Below are 14842 nucleotides of genomic sequence, written 5' to 3'. Positions count from 1 at the left end.
AGATGACTTTCATGCTATTTCGCTTTGGACACGCCATGCATCCCGACTGGGCAGCGGCAGTCGAATTGTGTCTGGCTCAGATTGAAGGCCAAGTCCAGCTGTCCGGCTACGGCCAGGGTGGCAACTTGGGGTTTATGTATTTCACCGACTATCTGAGTAGCCATGTTGAACCCATGCTGGCGCTGCTCAAGCAACGTACCGGAATTGAACACTGGGTGGGCGGCGTGGGCATGGGTATCGCAGCCAATGGTGCCGAATATTTTGACGAACCGGCCCTGGCCATTTTGATTGGCGACTTTCCGGCCGACAGTTTTCGTACCTTTTCCGAGCTGACACCATTAAACGAAACCCTGCAACCGATTGCTGCCGTCACACCACAAATCAGTGAAGGCCCGGCTGCCGACTTCATTCGCAATCTGTTCAATCAGCCTGCCGATACCACGGTTCGGATTGACGACTTTTCACCCTATACCGCCCTGGTTCATGCCAGCCCGAGCCAGCCGCGCCTGCCGATCATCCTGCAATCGCTGGCCGATCAGGTGCAATCACGTTACCTGTTTGGCGGCCTGGTCTCGGCGCGCGGGCCGTCCTTGCATATTGCCGATGAAGTATTGTCACAAGGCTTTTCCGGCGTCGCCTTTGATGAACAGGTCAAACTGGTGTCACGCGTGACGCAAGGTTGCCAGCCAATTGCCCGCTCACACACCATCACGGCCTGCGATGGCAATCGAGTGATCGAACTCGATGGTCGTCCTGCTTTGGATCGATTGATTACCGATATGGGCCTGCCCTCACGCGATGGCAACAGCCCCATCAGTGAAAGTACCACCGACGCGCTGAGCCGGGTTTCGCGCGGCCTGTTTTGTGCCATTGGCCTGCCCGACGCACAAGCCCTGCTCCCCGCACACCATAATTCGCCTGGTGAGTTTGGCAGCGACTTTCTGGTGCGGCATATTTTGGGTATTGATGCCAAAGATCGCACCGTGGTCATTGCCGATAATGTGGCAGTCGGTTGTCAACTGGCTTTTTGCGTACGAGATACCAATGCCACCCGCGCCGATCTGATTCGGATTTGCGCCGAGCTGCGCGAAGAAATAGAACCCGAAGCCTTTTTGAGCGAAGCCGTGACTGGCGCCCCCGAAGCCTTGTCCGGGCTGCATCCAGGGCGCGGCATCAAAGGCGCCATCTATATTTCATGTATCGCCCGCGGCGGTGGCTCACTGGGCGAAGGTAATCCCAGCGGTCCCTCGGCCGAACTCAAACTAATTGCCCAACAACTCGGTGAAGTTCCACTGATTGGTCTGTTTGCCAACAGCGAAATTGCCTTTGATCGACTGTACAGCTATTCGGGTGTGCTGACATTGTTTGTGTAATTAAATTATTTAATTTCACAACATTAGCCAAAATGAGTGACATCAGATTCAATTGTCACTCAGTCTGACCGTCTGGCAAAAACGTCATTAACCGTGCACGGATTTCATCTGGCAGGGCTTCTGCCTTGCCGAGTGCGTGATTGCGCCAGACGATGACCGACAGGCCGCGTGCGCAGATGGCGTCTGGCGCATCGGTACGATACAGGGTGTTGCTGATGGTAAAGCTGCTGCGACCCAGTTTGACAAGTTGCTGGGTGATGGCTATTTCACCCGGCCAAACCAGCTCGCGGACAAAGTCGCATTGCGTGCTGGCGAGCACAAAGCCCTGGCCGGTGGGCAGTTGCAGGCCAGTGCGCAATTGGCGCAGCAGTACTAAACGAGCTTCCTGAATATATTCAAAGTACTGGATATTGTTGACATGGCCAACCTGGTCCATGTCGCCCCATCGCAAGGGCATGGTGACAGTAGTGATTTGAGCTGACATTGGGCACATTCCTGATAAGTCTCAGATACAACCTTATCACATGCAACGCCGTGAATCAGCCTACACGATGTGACGACGAGTTAGTTAACGAGCACGCCACTGGTTGGATCAGGCTCGACAAGCTGGCTCTCTTATTTTTGTGCGGCGCGCTTGAGCCAACGCATGGCGCTACCCAGCACCGGAACCTTCTCATAGAGCTGCTCGGCCGCATCCCAGTAGTCACGATGATAGACAACCCGACCGTCATCGGCAAACCGAACGTGACTCGCGCCGATGATCTGCTGTGTATCGGAATGCCAGCGTCTCATGCGAAAACTGAATTGCCAGGTGAGAAAGGCATGGTCGTCTTGCAGGAGGGTATGTGTGACGACAAAATTTGGTATGTCAACCTGTTCAAACATATGCCGAAAGATGCGCGTCACCGGCTCGATGCCGCGAACTTCATTGAAGGGATCTTTAAAGTAGGCATCCTTGGTATAGACGGTATCGATCATCGCCAAAGAATCGAGCGATAAATGCTCGAAGAAATGACGGATATTGGCTAGTGAATTATGATGATCGATGGAAGACATGCGTAATATTCAAAATATCAACAAACTACAGCCTGGTCGATTTGTGTAACTGATAGCAATACAGGCGATAGGATAAAAGTCGCATCAGTTTAACAACCCTGGTGAATCGGAGGGAAAAATGAATGTCAAATTTTCCGGCCGCCATTCCTCAAAAAAGCAGAACCAATCCCCATGGCAGGATTGGCCTTCTTTACCATGAGCAAGAAGAGAATGGCAACTCAGGTCAGGTGCAATGATCAGTTACGCCCACTACGATATAGCAGCCGATCGACTACCCGTTATTTCATTCATCAAATCAATCAGGCTGCGATTGACGCACTTGCCACAGCCACTCGTTTGTCATGCTCTATCAAGGCATAAGCAGAATGGTTGTGAATGGATTCAAAATTTTCAGATTCCAGTGTGTAGGCGATAACGCGTTCGTCCGCATTGAGCAGGAGTGCAATATCACGCACCAGGTCTTCAACAAACTTGGGATTTTCGTAAGCGCGCTCGGTCACGTACTTTTCGTCAGGCCGCTTCAGTAATCCCCAGAGTTCACATGACGCCGACATTTCAGCCATGCGAATCAATTCTTCAATGGTGATATCACCCACGACCTCAGCAGCGATGGTGATATGTGAGCGTTGATTATGTGCACCGTAATCAGAAATGTTTTTGGAACAAGGACACAAGCTGGTAACCGGCACCATCACCTGCTGAGTTAACTTGAGTACCCCTTTTTTGTATTCGGCACAAAACGCCACCTGATAGTCCATCAAGCTCTGCACACTCGATACGGGCGCCGTTTTTTTGACAAAGTAAGGCATGCGCAATTCAATATAACCCGCATTGGCTTCCAGCCGTTGCAGCATGGTACTCATCATTGTGGTGATGTTTCCCATTGAAAGCGGCGCATCATGTTGCTGCAAAATTTCAAGAAAGCGCGACATATGCGTCCCCTTCACATCCGAAGGCAAGGCCACATACATATCAATATTGGCAACGGTGTGTTGTACACCACCATCGGCCGTGGCAACGCTGATCGGATGCACAATGGATTTCACACCCACCCGTTGAATCGGCAAATTACGCTGATCAACATTTGACTGGACGTCAGGTAGAAATATTTTTTCAGGTGCGTTCATAACAATCCTCTTACGATCAGGGAAGGGTGCGAGATTGTTATACACAATCTCAAACTTAGCCTACGCTCGTTCAGGTCGCTCAGAACTAACCCAAATTCACGAAGAGAGCTGACCTTTCAATTAATCAACTCGTCACCCAGGCATCCGGCACCATTGCCAGCCTGCCTGACTGTATTTATTTCATGTTTATCTATTGATGCTTAACTAGCTACCACTCAATAACTTTTCGATCTGACCAACCAGCTCTTTGTCCGTCGGCGCGGTCATGCTGCCATAACTGGCGACCACCTTGCCATGCCGATCAATCAGATATTTATAAAAATTCCACTTAGGCTGTTTGCCAGTTTCTTTGAATAGCGCCTGATACAAGGGATTGGCAGCATCCCCTTTGACAGATGACTTGCTAAACATGGGAAACTTGACACCATAGGTGTTAAAACAAAAATCCGCGATCTGTTTGTCGTCCTTCGGCTCCTGATTAAAATCATGTGAAGGAAAACCAAGCACCACCAAACCCTGATCTTTATAACGTGCATAGAGTTCTTCCAAACCCTGATACTGGCTGGTAAATCCGCAATAACTGGCAGTATTGACGACCAGAGCCACCTTGCCACTGTACTGGCAAAGGTTTTGTGGCACCTCATCCTGCAAACGCTTGAAACTATGCTGCAAAATTGTCGGGCAAGCTGCGGGGTTGGTCGCCACCGAATCTGCCGCACACGCATGACCGGGTACGACCAACATGGCCACCACGCCGAGCAATACAGCAAATAACAGCTTGGGTAAATAAAATGGATACATCGTTTACCTCGCTTTCACAGTGCATGGAATCGCACGCCCCATTTTGGACAACCATTTACATACATAGTTTAAACATACTCGATAAACTTATTTCATGCAGGGTTATCTCAGCAAATTACCCAAGCAAGCTGCATGCGCACATTAAGGTGCATTAAACGGTTCAGGATCTCATTCAATTTAACTTCTCTGTCTTAGTCAAACTGATCGACGAAATTAATAATATTAATTAAACTCCTTTACGTCAATATTTTGTCCTGGACAAAATGAAAATATTGAAATGAACCTTTTTGTCACTTTTCTATCAGGCCTGTTATGAATGAGCGTATAGCATCGTCGGTCTTGCCCATGGGCATCACTGCCGTAGAACGGGAAACCGGTCTGAGCAAGGATACCCTACGCGTCTGGGAGCGTCGTTATGGCTTTCCACAACCCGAACGGGACGAATATGGCGAACGACTCTATCCAGTTCATCAAGTCGCACAACTGCGCGTCATCAAGCGATTGATGGATCAAGGCCACCGTCCTGGCAAGTTGATGGCCTTACGGGCGGAACAACGACAAGCTTTGCTGGCTGACCTGGCACACAACAACGCGTCCGCTCATTCAATGACAATGGATACCAGGCCCTTGCACTCTGCCGTGCCATCCTTGATGGCTTTACTCAAACAACACCATATTGCCGAAATGCGCCGCCAAATGCAGCAGGCACTGGTGGGAATGGGCCTGAAAGAATTTGTCATTGCCGTGCTTGCACCACTCAATCAAATAGTGGGTAAGGCCTGGATGTGCAATGACATTGAGATTTTTGAAGAGCATCTTTACACCGAATCGGTACAGATGATCCTACGCAATGCCATTAACAGCCTGGCGGGCCAGCACTTGCCCAGTCCCGCTCGACCCAAAATTTTACTGACCACCTTTCCACAAGAACCCCATGGGCTTGGACTGTTGATGGCAGAAGCATTGATGGCACTGGACGGTTGCTACTGCATTTCCCTGGGTGCGCAAACGCCCATCCGCGATATGGTTTTAGCTGTTCGAGCCAAGCAAACAGATGTGATCGCGTTGTCATTTTCAAGTTATATGAATGGTAATCAGGCCGTGGATGGTCTTCATGAGCTGCGTTTGGCTTTGCCGACTTCTGTGCAAATCTGGGCAGGCGGCAGTTGCCCCGTTCTGCAGCGCCGTCCACCAGAAGGGGTGACGGTATTCAACACGCTGGACGACATTGCCAGTGCTATTACCCACTGGCGGCAAGCGCACAACTAATCCCTCTCACCCCGTCAGAGCAAATCAGCAGCAATATAATAGTCCCCTGATGTATAAAAATAGAGTATTTATACAAGCACTTAATAAGCCAATTTAACGATATACCCCCATAAAAACGCCATTTTCCAATATACTTTTCGGCCACTCGCCCAGCCATGCCAAAGACGGCGCAACACTGTGAATACTGAACTATTGGCTTATCCCCCGCTCCAATAGATAACGGCTTTGGCACGACTACTCAACACCAGATTCGGCTTTTCAGATCGGCAATAATCATCAGTATTGCTTTACCTGCCCTATATGTGCTGCCCTTATCCAATGTCATGTCACGCACGACAGTAATTCATAAAACCTTCATAAATACAGAGGCTTATGGTCGGCCGATTTGCTAAAATTCGGTTTACATCGGATTTACACCGTAACGACACATACTTCGATAATTTAACGCCACGCAAAAAGGCTCTCTATGCTCTACCCAGAACTGTTCAAATCAATGGAATCAGTCCGCTGGAATATGGAGTCAGACATCCCCTGGGATCAGTTTGACGCCAGTCTGCTCACGGACGAGCAGGCACAAACCATCAAAATGAATGCGATCACTGAATGGTCGGCGCTGCCCGCAACGGAAATGTTTTTGCGCGACAATCGTCATGACTCCGACTTTTCCGCCTTCATGTCAGTCTGGTTTTTTGAAGAACAAAAACATTCGCTGGTGCTGATCGAATATCTGCGCCGCTTTCGCCCCGATCTGGTACCCACCGAAGCCGAGCTCCATGAAGTACGCTTTGAGTTTGACCCCGCACCGGCCATGGAAACACTGATGCTGCATTTTTGTGGCGAGATTCGCCTCAATCATTGGTATCGCCGCGCCTCTGAATGGCATACCGAACCTGTCATCAAAGCCATTTATAAAGTCATCTCGCAAGATGAAGCCCGCCATGCTGGCGCTTATCTGCGTTATATGAAAAAAGCGCTGACCGAAAAACTGGCCGATCAAACCCGCGCGGCTTTTGCCAAGATTGGCGTGCTGATGGCCTCTGCCCGTCGCACCGAAAAACCGCTGCACCCGACCAATCTGCACGTCAATGGCACGCTGTTTCCACGTGATACTGTGCAGTCACGCCTGCCCGACCCTGGCTGGCTGGAACGCTGGCTGGATAATCAGATTGATTTTGATACCGTTTGGGAAACCAAAGTCGTTGAGCGCATCTTGCACAATATGTCGATCCTGTTTGATCGCACCTTTAATAATGTGCAGGAATTAAATCGCTACCGCAAAGAAGTGGTCAAGCGCATTGCTGCAGCAACCGCCGCCTCGACCACAACACCCACCGATTCGCCATCACAAGCCTGATACAGATTGCCCACCTTGACCCAAACTGACGTACCAAAGATTCCTGCGTTTGAGCGCAAAATCTGCACTCGTGCCAACCTCGCTCAAGCACTGCAACAGCTGCCCCACCCTTGGGTGTTTACCAATGGGGTGTTTGATATTTTGCATCGCGGCCATGTCAGTTATCTGGCGCAAGCCAAGGCACTGGGCGGTAGCCTGATTGTGGCCGTCAATACCGATGCTTCGGTACGCACACTGAGCAAAGGGGATGACCGCCCGATCAATCAGGAAGCCGATCGCATGGCACTGCTGGCTGCACTGGAAAGCGTTGATCTGGTAACCAGTTTTGCCGAACCCACCCCCTATGAATTGATTGCTGAAATTCGTCCCGACATACTGGTTAAAGGGGGCGACTATGACATGGAAAAACTGGCTGAAACCGCTTTGGTAAAAAGTTGGGGTGGTCGCGCTCTGGCGATTGATTTTGCCCATGATCGCTCCACCAGCAAACTGCTCAGCAAGGTTCGTCAGCAGTCTTAACTCAACGCCTTACTAAAAAAGTGACACTTGTTCGTGCCCAACCAACCGGCAATTGCTCATTGTTTGAATCCCTCTTGCATGCTTGCTTACCCAATGTTTGCGCACTGTGTGGCAGCGTACAGGATCAGGTAGTGTGCCATGCCTGTGCGAGCACCTATTTTCAGCCGGTGTGCCGCTGCCATCAATGCGGCATTCGCATGGATCAGGCAAACACAACATCAACGACAAAACTGCGTTGTGGTCAGTGCCTGAAACAGCAACCTGCATATGATGCCACCATCGTGTTGGCCGACTATGTCGCCCCGATCAATCAATTGGTGATGGCCATGAAACACGCGCAAGGATTAAGCCTGGCGCCCTGGCTGGCTGCACAACTGGCCGATGCCTTGCAGGTACATGGTCGTCATGATCAAGATATCTGCCGACCCGATGTCGCACTACCGGTGCCATTGACTCAAATAAAGCTGGCGCAACGTGGTTTTAACCAGGCCTGGGAGATCACCAGACCATTGGCACAAAAACTGAATCTCCACACCTCGGCCCATCAATTGCAGAAAATCCGCGATACACTGGACCAGCACACACTCCCATTACGAGAACGCAGCAAGAATATGCATCAGGCTTTTGCCTGGTCGACTACTGCGGGAACAACCAAGACAATACAGGGTAGCCATATCGCAATCGTCGATGATGTGATGACCAGCGGTGCCACACTCAATGAGATTGCCCAACTACTCAAGCGGCACGGTGCCAGCAAGGTGACCAATCTGGTCGTGTGTCGCACCCCGGCACCGGAAACCAAACTTGGCGCCAATCCGCATCCATCGTTAACAGGCTGATCAGACCATGTTTCATGTTGTACTCGTTGAACCCGAGATCCCGCCCAATACGGGCAATATCATTCGTCTCTGCGCCAATACCGGCGTCGCGCTGCACCTGATTGAACCACTCGGTTTTCCTTTGGATGATGCACGTATGCGTCGCGCCGGACTGGACTATCACGAATACGCCACCATGCAGGTGCACCCGAACTGGCCAGCCTTTTTGGAGAAGGCCAATCCTGATCCGACCCGCTGTTTTGCATTGACTACCAAGGGCTCGCAACCCTTTGCCCAAGTCCGGTTTGAACCGGGTGACTGGCTCTTCTTTGGCGCGGAAACCCGTGGTTTATCAGAGTCGATTCGCAACTGGTTTGCCGAAACGCAACGGATCCGCTTGCCCATGCGTCCGGACAATCGCAGCCTCAATCTTTCCAATACCGTTGCCGTCGTCGTTTATGAAGCCTGGCGTCAGCAAGGTTATGCTGGCGGCCGGTGAAATAAACGAGTGCTATTATTGGCAAGTAATCGGCAAGTACGCTGCTGCCTCAACAGCTATAAATCATCGTGACAACGGATTGATGGCGTCAAACCCAATTAAATTGGTTCATACAGAGCGCAATCCGTTCATATTGATTTACAAGCCGTTACAGGTTGTAACAGGCCGGCTGAATAAGCAATTTTGCAAGTTTCGCGAAAGGTAGGCTTCTTACTCTTCGCCAGCTTTCATATTCCTTACAAATAATTTCATAGATAAAGGAGATTCCATCTCGTGGCCATTTTTGCACGCAGATCCTCATCCACGCTGATGTTTGTGCTGATGCTGACTGCCCTGCCCAGTAGCCAGGCGCAACAGCCTGACCGCGCAGTCTGTTCCACGCCCCTGGCATCATCGCTGACCATTGAAATTGCCGCGCAACGGCTGTTTGCCTGCAACGCCGATATTCTGCAGGCGCAACGCACTATTGAAGCAGCCCAGGCCGATGTGATGATTGCCGGGCAAGCGCCCAATCCCACCCTATCGCTAGGTGTTGGCAGCATCAACCCACATCTGGGCATCGGCAACGGCGGCTTGCGCAGCAAAACCGTCGATTCCAGCATCCGCGTCGATCAATTACTGGAACGCGGCAATAAGCGTGAGTTACGGACTCTCGCTACACAAAAGCTGGTCGCTGCAGCGCAAGCCGACCTCTCCGAAACAATTCGACAAAAAACGCTGGCACTGACCAGCCTTTTTTATGACACGCTGGCAGCACAAGAACGCAGCCGCCTGTTGACCGAAAACATGACGCTCTATCAACGCACCGCCGATCTGAGTCAAAAACGTCTGACCGCTGGTGATATTGCTCAAGCCGATGTATCCAGATTGGCTTTGGACGTCTTGCGTGCCAATAATGATTTATCACTCGCGCAATCCGATCAGACCCGCAACAAGTGGCAACTCGCGCAATTGCTTGGCTATAGTGGATCGGCTACCGCATTCACGCTCGACAATGGTCCAATCAGTGCCACCCCGCTACCTGATAACGATCAGATTCTGATTGATCGCGCCGATCTGAAAGCGCTCAAATCACGCGCCGAAGCCGCTGCCACCACGCGTGATCTGGCGCGCAGCCTGCAGACCCGCGATATCAGCGTTGGTGCACAATTTGATCATTACCCAACCTCACCTAGCAATACTCAGGGACAAGGTAATTTTTTCGGGGTTTCAGTCGCACTGCCCTTATTCGTTCGCCATCAGTATGAAGGCGAGCAGCAGCGCGCAGCAGCCGATTATTACGCTGCACAGGATGGTTATCAATTGGCCTTGGTGAGCGCCCGTAATGAACTTAAAGGCCTCATCGCTGATGTTGGCATGGCGCGCGAACGCTATGTCCGTTATCAAAACGAGATCGTACCTACTGCCCAGCAAGTCGCAGATCGGGCCGAAGTGGCCTATAACAAAGGTGCCTCATCGGTACTGGATTTGCTGGATGCACGCCGCGCCTTGCGCCAGGTACAGCTTGATGCTGTTCAGGCACGCACTGATCTAGCCCATGCCGAATGGAATCTCAAACTTGCCACACAAGTCACCTCAGCCCAACCCTGAGTCCTCACAAGGTTTTTATGAAGTTCAGTCACACGCCCACATTGCAAATCGTTACCAAGCTATTGACCAGCATGCTGCTGGTCTCGCTGATTGGTTGCAGCCACAAAGCCGCAGAAGAAAAAACCGATGGCGACCCTGTCGTCACGGGTGAAACCATTCGCTTTCCTGTTGTTGAGGGCGGACAGACCAATCTGCCGGTCGAACAACCCGCCGAAGACAGTGCCCGCAGCCTGTCCATTCCTGGTCGATTGGTCTGGAATGAAGATCATACCGTACGTGTTTTGACACCGTTTAATGGTCGCGTCATACAAGTGCTGGTTAATCAAGGTGATACTGTAAAAGCAGGCCAGCCCTTGGCGATATTGAGTTCTGCCGATTTTGGTCAGGCGCAGGCCGATGCCCGCAAGGCCGAAGCCGATGCCCGCCTTGCCCAGCAGACATTACAACGTCAGAAAGAACTATTCGACGCCGGCATCATCGCCAAAAAAGATTTGCAGCAGGCCCAAAATGATCTGGCGGATGCGCAGACTGAATTTGAGCGCACCTCGGTCCGTTTAAAACAACTGGGCGCTGATGCCAGTTCGGTCAATGAACGCTTTGCTTTAAAAGCCCCCATTGGTGGTGTACTGGTTGAGCGTCATATCAATACAGGGCAGGAATTGCGGACTGACCAGAGTGATACACCACAGTTTGTCATCAGTGACCCTGGTTCCCTATGGGCACAGTTAGACGCCACTGAAGCAGATCTGGGCCGCTTCCATCCAGGCACGTCACTCAAACTGCGCATGGTGGCGTACCCCAATGAAATCTTTCGCGCCACCGTAGAACTGGCCTCCGACTATATTGATCCGGTTGCCAGAACCATCAAGATTCGGGCAGTGGTACCTAATCCTGATCACAAGCTCAAAGCCGAAATGTTCACCAATGCCGAGATGATTTTGCCCGCCATTGCTGGCTTATCAATACCACCGAAGGCCGTCTTTCTGAAGGGTGATCAAAACTACGTTTTTATACAGACCGGTAAAGGTGAATACACTCGCAAAGCAGTCAAGATTGGTCAGGAATCGTCGGGCATGGTGCCCATTCTGGCCGGATTGGATACCCATGATCTGGTCGTCATAGATGGCTGCCTTTATCTCGAACAGCTGGTTGAAACCGCGCAATATGCCCCGGTCATCGACACTAAAAAAGGTGGCACAACGGCTACCACTCCCGCCAAATAACTGCAGCCGCTCATGATCAAACGTATTGTCGATTTTGCATTAACCCAGCCACTGATGGTCTGGCTGGCGCTAGCGTTGTTTATTGGTGGTGGTCTCACCGCTTTTCAGCAACTCCCGGTAGAAGCATTTCCTGATGTATCGGATACCCAGGCCAATATCATTACGCTCTATCCCGGCAGAGCTGCCGAAGAGGTGGAAAGACAGGTCACGATTCCAATTGAAATTGCCCTGTCCGGCTTGCCCAACACCGTGCGAGTGTTTTCCCATACCCAGTTTGGACTATCCTTCATCATTGTCACGTTCAATGACAAACCCAATGACCAGACTGTACGCCAGCAAGTATTGGAACGCCTCCGAGGTGCCGACTTACCGGATGGCGTGCAACCCGAGTTGGCACCACTCTCAACCGCGATTGGCGAAATCTTTCGTTTCCGCCTCCGTGGCGATCATCTGACAGCGCAACAGCTTCGCACCTTGCAGGATTGGGTTGTTGAAAAAAATATGCGTCAGGTACCCGGTGTGGCCGATGTAGTGACGATGGGTGGCTCGATCAAACAATACGAAGTAAATCCCAACATTGCCAAGATGCGCGATTACAAAGTCACCCTGGCGCAACTTTTTACGGCATTGTCGCGTGCCAACTCCAATGCGGGTGGTGGCGCCGTCGAGCAAGGTCGACAGCAGTTCCTACTACGTTCGCTCGGTGCTTTTCGCTCATCGGCTGATATTGAAAAGGTAGTGATCACTGAAAACAATAATGTGCCCGTATTGGTCAAGGATATTGCCGAAGTCAAAGTGGGTGGTGCACCACGTCAAGGTCTGGTCGGACAGGATGATACGGATGATATCGTCAATGGCATTGTGGTCATGCGTAAAGGTGAAAACCCTTCGCTGGTGCTGAAAGCGCTCAAAGAAAAAATTGAATATATCAATAATCAGGCTTTGCCCGGTGCCGGTGCCCGTGGCGTCAAGGTCGTTCCTTACTACGATCGCTCCTGGTTGATTGATCGAACCCTGCATACCGTGTTTTCCAATCTGACCGAAGGTGCTGGGCTGGTCTGTCTGGTGCTCTATCTCTTCCTGGGTAATCTGCGCGCGGCATTGATTGTGGCTTTGGTCATTCCTTTGGCCTTGCTATCCACCTTCCTGGGGCTTACCTTTGTGGGCATTCCAGCCAATTTGCTGTCATTGGGGGCCATGGACTTTGGCATCATTGTGGATGGCGCGGTCATTGTGGTGGAAAACATCTTCCGACGACTGGGTGAGCTGAGCGAAGACCAGATGCAGGATGGTAACGCCCGTTACCGCGCGGTACTCAAGGCCGCCACTGAAGTGGGACGACCCACCGTTTTCTCCATGGTCATCATCATCGCCGCACATATTCCCATCTTTACCCTGCAACGTGCCGAAGGCCGGATCTTTTCGCCAATGGCTTACACCGTGACATCGGCCTTGATTGGGTCACTACTCATTTCACTGACACTGGTACCGCTGCTTTGCAGACTATTGCTGAAGAAAAATATTGCCCATGAAGATAACTGGATTGTGCGTGCCTGCAAACGAGTCTATCGCCCAGCTTTGGTATGGGCTTTGGACAACAAACGCAAAGTCGTCGTGATTGCCCTGAGCGTATTGAGTTTAAGCCTGGTGGCTGCCACACAGCTTGGTACGGAGTTTTTGCCAGAACTGGACGAAGGTTCCATCTGGGTCAACGTGGATCTGCCCTCCTCGATCTCGGGCAGTGAAGCCAACCGTGAAGCCAAGAAGATCCGCGATACGATCCGGCTCACACCGGAAATCAATTCCGTGATTTCAAAAGTGGGACGCCCCGATGATGGTACCGATCCTAAATTGTTCAATGCCTCAGAAACATTGGTTGATCTGAAGCCGGAAACGCAATGGCGCGCAGGCATGAACAAGGCCAAAATCATCAAGGAAGTGGAAAGCAATCTGGCCAAACTGCCTGGCGTGGAAGCCAGCTTTTCACAGCCGGTACGCGACAACGTGCTGGAAAGCATTTCACAGATCAAAGGGCAGATCGTGATCAAGCTGCGCGGTGATGATATTAAAAAGCTGAAGGAATCAGGCCGTCGCATCATGCAGATCGTGGATGGTGTTCCTGGTGTGGTACGCGCCTTTGTGGATCGGGATGGTGAGTTACCTCAGTATGTGATGGACTTTGATCGAGCCGCCGCAGCGCGTTATGGTGTCAACGTCGGTGATGTACAGGATCTGGTAGAAACCGCCCTGGCCGGCAAAGCCACGACCGAACTGTGGGAAGGCGAAAAGCATTTCAGCGTGATTGTGCGTCTCAAGGAATCTGAACGCGAACTGCCCAATATTCCCAATCTGCTCGTCGCCACGCAAGATGGTGCGCAAGTACCACTCTCCCAACTGGTTGAGTTTCGGGCCACATCTGGCTCGATGAACATCAGTCGCGAAAACGGTCGTCGCGTCGTGGCAGTCGGTGTGTTTATCCGTGATCGCGATATGGGCAGCGTGGTCAAGGACATGAAAGACCGGATCGAGGAAAGTTTAAAAAATGGCAATCTCAAATTTGAACCGTCTGATGAACTGGCCTGGTCGGGCGAATTTGAAAACCAGGAACGGGCGATGGCGCGTCTTTCAGTCGTCGTGCCTCTGTCCATTCTGGTGATTTTCCTGCTGCTGTTCAATGCCTTTAATTCATTTAAAAATGCCAGCCTGATCATTTCCAATATCCCCTTTGCAATGATCGGCGGTATCTTTGCACTCTTTTTTACTGGGATACCACTTTCAGTATCGGCAGCCATTGGTTTTATTGCCCTATTTGGCCAAGCAGTATTGAACGGGGTGGTGATGGTTACCTACTTCAACCAATTGCAACTTGAAGGCCGCGATGCCCGTGAGGCGGTATTGGAAGGATCGATGGAACGTTTGCGTACCGTCTTGATGACCGCCCTGCTCGCCATGCTTGGCTTATTCCCCATGGCACTTTCGCACGCTATTGGTGCGGAGACCCAGAGACCTTTGGCTGTTGTTGTGATCGGTGGCCTGGTCACAGCAACTATTTTGACCCTGATCGTCTTGCCTTCCCTTTATTTGGCAGTCGCTGAGCGCTGGCAACAGCGCAAACAGCCGATCCCCTTTCATTAAGCGCTCAACTTAGCGCCAATCACCCGACAAAACCCCTAATCACTTTTTGGTGATTAGGGGTTTTTTGCATTGGTGGGC

The 14842-nt window shown here is 51.3% G+C and carries 13 protein-coding genes; 9 read left to right on the top strand and 4 right to left on the bottom strand.

Annotated elements, in window-relative coordinates; translation table 11 throughout:
- The first annotated feature begins 11 nt into the window (after positions 1 to 11).
- Positions 12 to 1373 (top strand): FIST signal transduction protein, encoded by a 1362-nt coding sequence (locus ACMYR3_RS00410; RefSeq protein WP_424193450.1) that lies wholly within the window; start codon positions 12 to 14, stop codon positions 1371 to 1373.
- A 55-nt stretch (positions 1374 to 1428) separates the two neighbouring features.
- Here the strand turns inward: ACMYR3_RS00410 and ACMYR3_RS00405 are convergent, their stop codons facing one another.
- From ACMYR3_RS00405 to ACMYR3_RS00390, 4 genes are all read right to left on the bottom strand, one after another.
- Positions 1429 to 1857: an acyl-CoA thioesterase gene (locus ACMYR3_RS00405; RefSeq protein WP_424193448.1), complete on the bottom strand. Its 429-nt coding sequence runs from the start codon at positions 1855 to 1857 to the stop codon at positions 1429 to 1431.
- Positions 1858 to 1988: 131 nt separating this feature from the next.
- A complete protein-coding gene (locus ACMYR3_RS00400) occupies positions 1989 to 2429 on the bottom strand; it encodes a nuclear transport factor 2 family protein (RefSeq protein ID WP_424193446.1) in 441 nt (146 codons plus the stop codon).
- A gap of 299 nt (positions 2430 to 2728) precedes the next feature.
- Positions 2729 to 3556: a GTP cyclohydrolase FolE2 gene (gene folE2, locus ACMYR3_RS00395; protein ID WP_424193444.1), complete on the bottom strand. Its 828-nt coding sequence runs from the start codon at positions 3554 to 3556 to the stop codon at positions 2729 to 2731.
- 204 nt (positions 3557 to 3760) lie between these two features.
- On the bottom strand, positions 3761 to 4357 hold the full coding sequence (locus tag ACMYR3_RS00390) for a glutathione peroxidase (protein WP_424193443.1): 597 nt from the start codon (positions 4355 to 4357) through the stop codon (positions 3761 to 3763).
- Positions 4358 to 4669: 312 nt separating this feature from the next.
- On the opposite strand from ACMYR3_RS00390, the gene ACMYR3_RS00385 reads away from it, so the two are divergent.
- The 8 genes from ACMYR3_RS00385 (at position 4670) to ACMYR3_RS00350 (ending at position 14764) form a co-directional block, all read left to right on the top strand.
- The gene (locus ACMYR3_RS00385) at positions 4670 to 5626 is read left to right on the top strand and encodes a MerR family transcriptional regulator (RefSeq protein WP_424193441.1); all 957 of its coding nucleotides are present in this window, start codon (positions 4670 to 4672) and stop codon (positions 5624 to 5626) included.
- Positions 5627 to 6092: 466 nt separating this feature from the next.
- Positions 6093 to 6980, top strand: a complete 888-nt coding sequence (locus ACMYR3_RS00380; protein ID WP_424193439.1) for a ferritin-like domain-containing protein — start codon at positions 6093 to 6095, stop codon at positions 6978 to 6980.
- A gap of 15 nt (positions 6981 to 6995) precedes the next feature.
- On the top strand, positions 6996 to 7499 hold the full coding sequence (gene rfaE2, locus ACMYR3_RS00375) for a D-glycero-beta-D-manno-heptose 1-phosphate adenylyltransferase (protein ID WP_424193438.1): 504 nt from the start codon (positions 6996 to 6998) through the stop codon (positions 7497 to 7499).
- 197 nt (positions 7500 to 7696) lie between these two features.
- Positions 7697 to 8338, top strand: coding sequence for a ComF family protein (locus ACMYR3_RS00370; protein ID WP_424193436.1), 642 nt, complete (start codon positions 7697 to 7699; stop codon positions 8336 to 8338).
- Between the two features lie 7 nt (positions 8339 to 8345).
- Positions 8346 to 8816, top strand: a complete 471-nt coding sequence (gene trmL / locus ACMYR3_RS00365; RefSeq protein WP_424193434.1) for a tRNA (uridine(34)/cytosine(34)/5-carboxymethylaminomethyluridine(34)-2'-O)-methyltransferase TrmL — start codon at positions 8346 to 8348, stop codon at positions 8814 to 8816.
- 273 nt (positions 8817 to 9089) lie between these two features.
- The gene (locus tag ACMYR3_RS00360) at positions 9090 to 10406 is read left to right on the top strand and encodes a TolC family protein (RefSeq protein WP_424193432.1); all 1317 of its coding nucleotides are present in this window, start codon (positions 9090 to 9092) and stop codon (positions 10404 to 10406) included.
- Positions 10407 to 10423: 17 nt separating this feature from the next.
- A complete protein-coding gene (locus ACMYR3_RS00355) occupies positions 10424 to 11629 on the top strand; it encodes an efflux RND transporter periplasmic adaptor subunit (protein WP_424193430.1) in 1206 nt (401 codons plus the stop codon).
- Between the two features lie 12 nt (positions 11630 to 11641).
- On the top strand, positions 11642 to 14764 hold the full coding sequence (locus tag ACMYR3_RS00350; protein WP_424193428.1) for an efflux RND transporter permease subunit: 3123 nt from the start codon (positions 11642 to 11644) through the stop codon (positions 14762 to 14764).
- Positions 14765 to 14842 lie beyond the last annotated feature (78 nt).

It is taken from the genome of Ampullimonas aquatilis (genome assembly GCF_049675895.1).
GTDB classification, from domain to species: domain Bacteria; phylum Pseudomonadota; class Gammaproteobacteria; order Burkholderiales; family Burkholderiaceae_D; genus Ampullimonas; species Ampullimonas aquatilis.
This window is presented reverse-complemented; position numbering and strand designations above follow the sequence as displayed.

Excerpts from the sequence above, each read along its gene's own strand:
- ACMYR3_RS00410 (WP_424193450.1), top strand. The coding sequence starts at position 12 with ATGCTATTTCGCTTTGGACACGCCATGCATCCCGACTGGGCAGCGGCA.
- ACMYR3_RS00405 (WP_424193448.1), bottom strand. The coding sequence starts at position 1,857 with ATGTCAGCTCAAATCACTACTGTCACCATGCCCTTGCGATGGGGCGAC.
- ACMYR3_RS00400 (WP_424193446.1), bottom strand. The coding sequence starts at position 2,429 with ATGTCTTCCATCGATCATCATAATTCACTAGCCAATATCCGTCATTTC.
- folE2 (WP_424193444.1), bottom strand. The coding sequence starts at position 3,556 with ATGAACGCACCTGAAAAAATATTTCTACCTGACGTCCAGTCAAATGTT.
- ACMYR3_RS00390 (WP_424193443.1), bottom strand. The coding sequence starts at position 4,357 with ATGTATCCATTTTATTTACCCAAGCTGTTATTTGCTGTATTGCTCGGC.
- ACMYR3_RS00385 (WP_424193441.1), top strand. The coding sequence starts at position 4,670 with ATGAATGAGCGTATAGCATCGTCGGTCTTGCCCATGGGCATCACTGCC.
- ACMYR3_RS00380 (WP_424193439.1), top strand. The coding sequence starts at position 6,093 with ATGCTCTACCCAGAACTGTTCAAATCAATGGAATCAGTCCGCTGGAAT.
- ACMYR3_RS00370 (WP_424193436.1), top strand. The coding sequence starts at position 7,697 with ATGGATCAGGCAAACACAACATCAACGACAAAACTGCGTTGTGGTCAG.
- trmL (WP_424193434.1), top strand. The coding sequence starts at position 8,346 with ATGTTTCATGTTGTACTCGTTGAACCCGAGATCCCGCCCAATACGGGC.
- ACMYR3_RS00355 (WP_424193430.1), top strand. The coding sequence starts at position 10,424 with ATGAAGTTCAGTCACACGCCCACATTGCAAATCGTTACCAAGCTATTG.
- ACMYR3_RS00350 (WP_424193428.1), top strand. The coding sequence starts at position 11,642 with ATGATCAAACGTATTGTCGATTTTGCATTAACCCAGCCACTGATGGTC.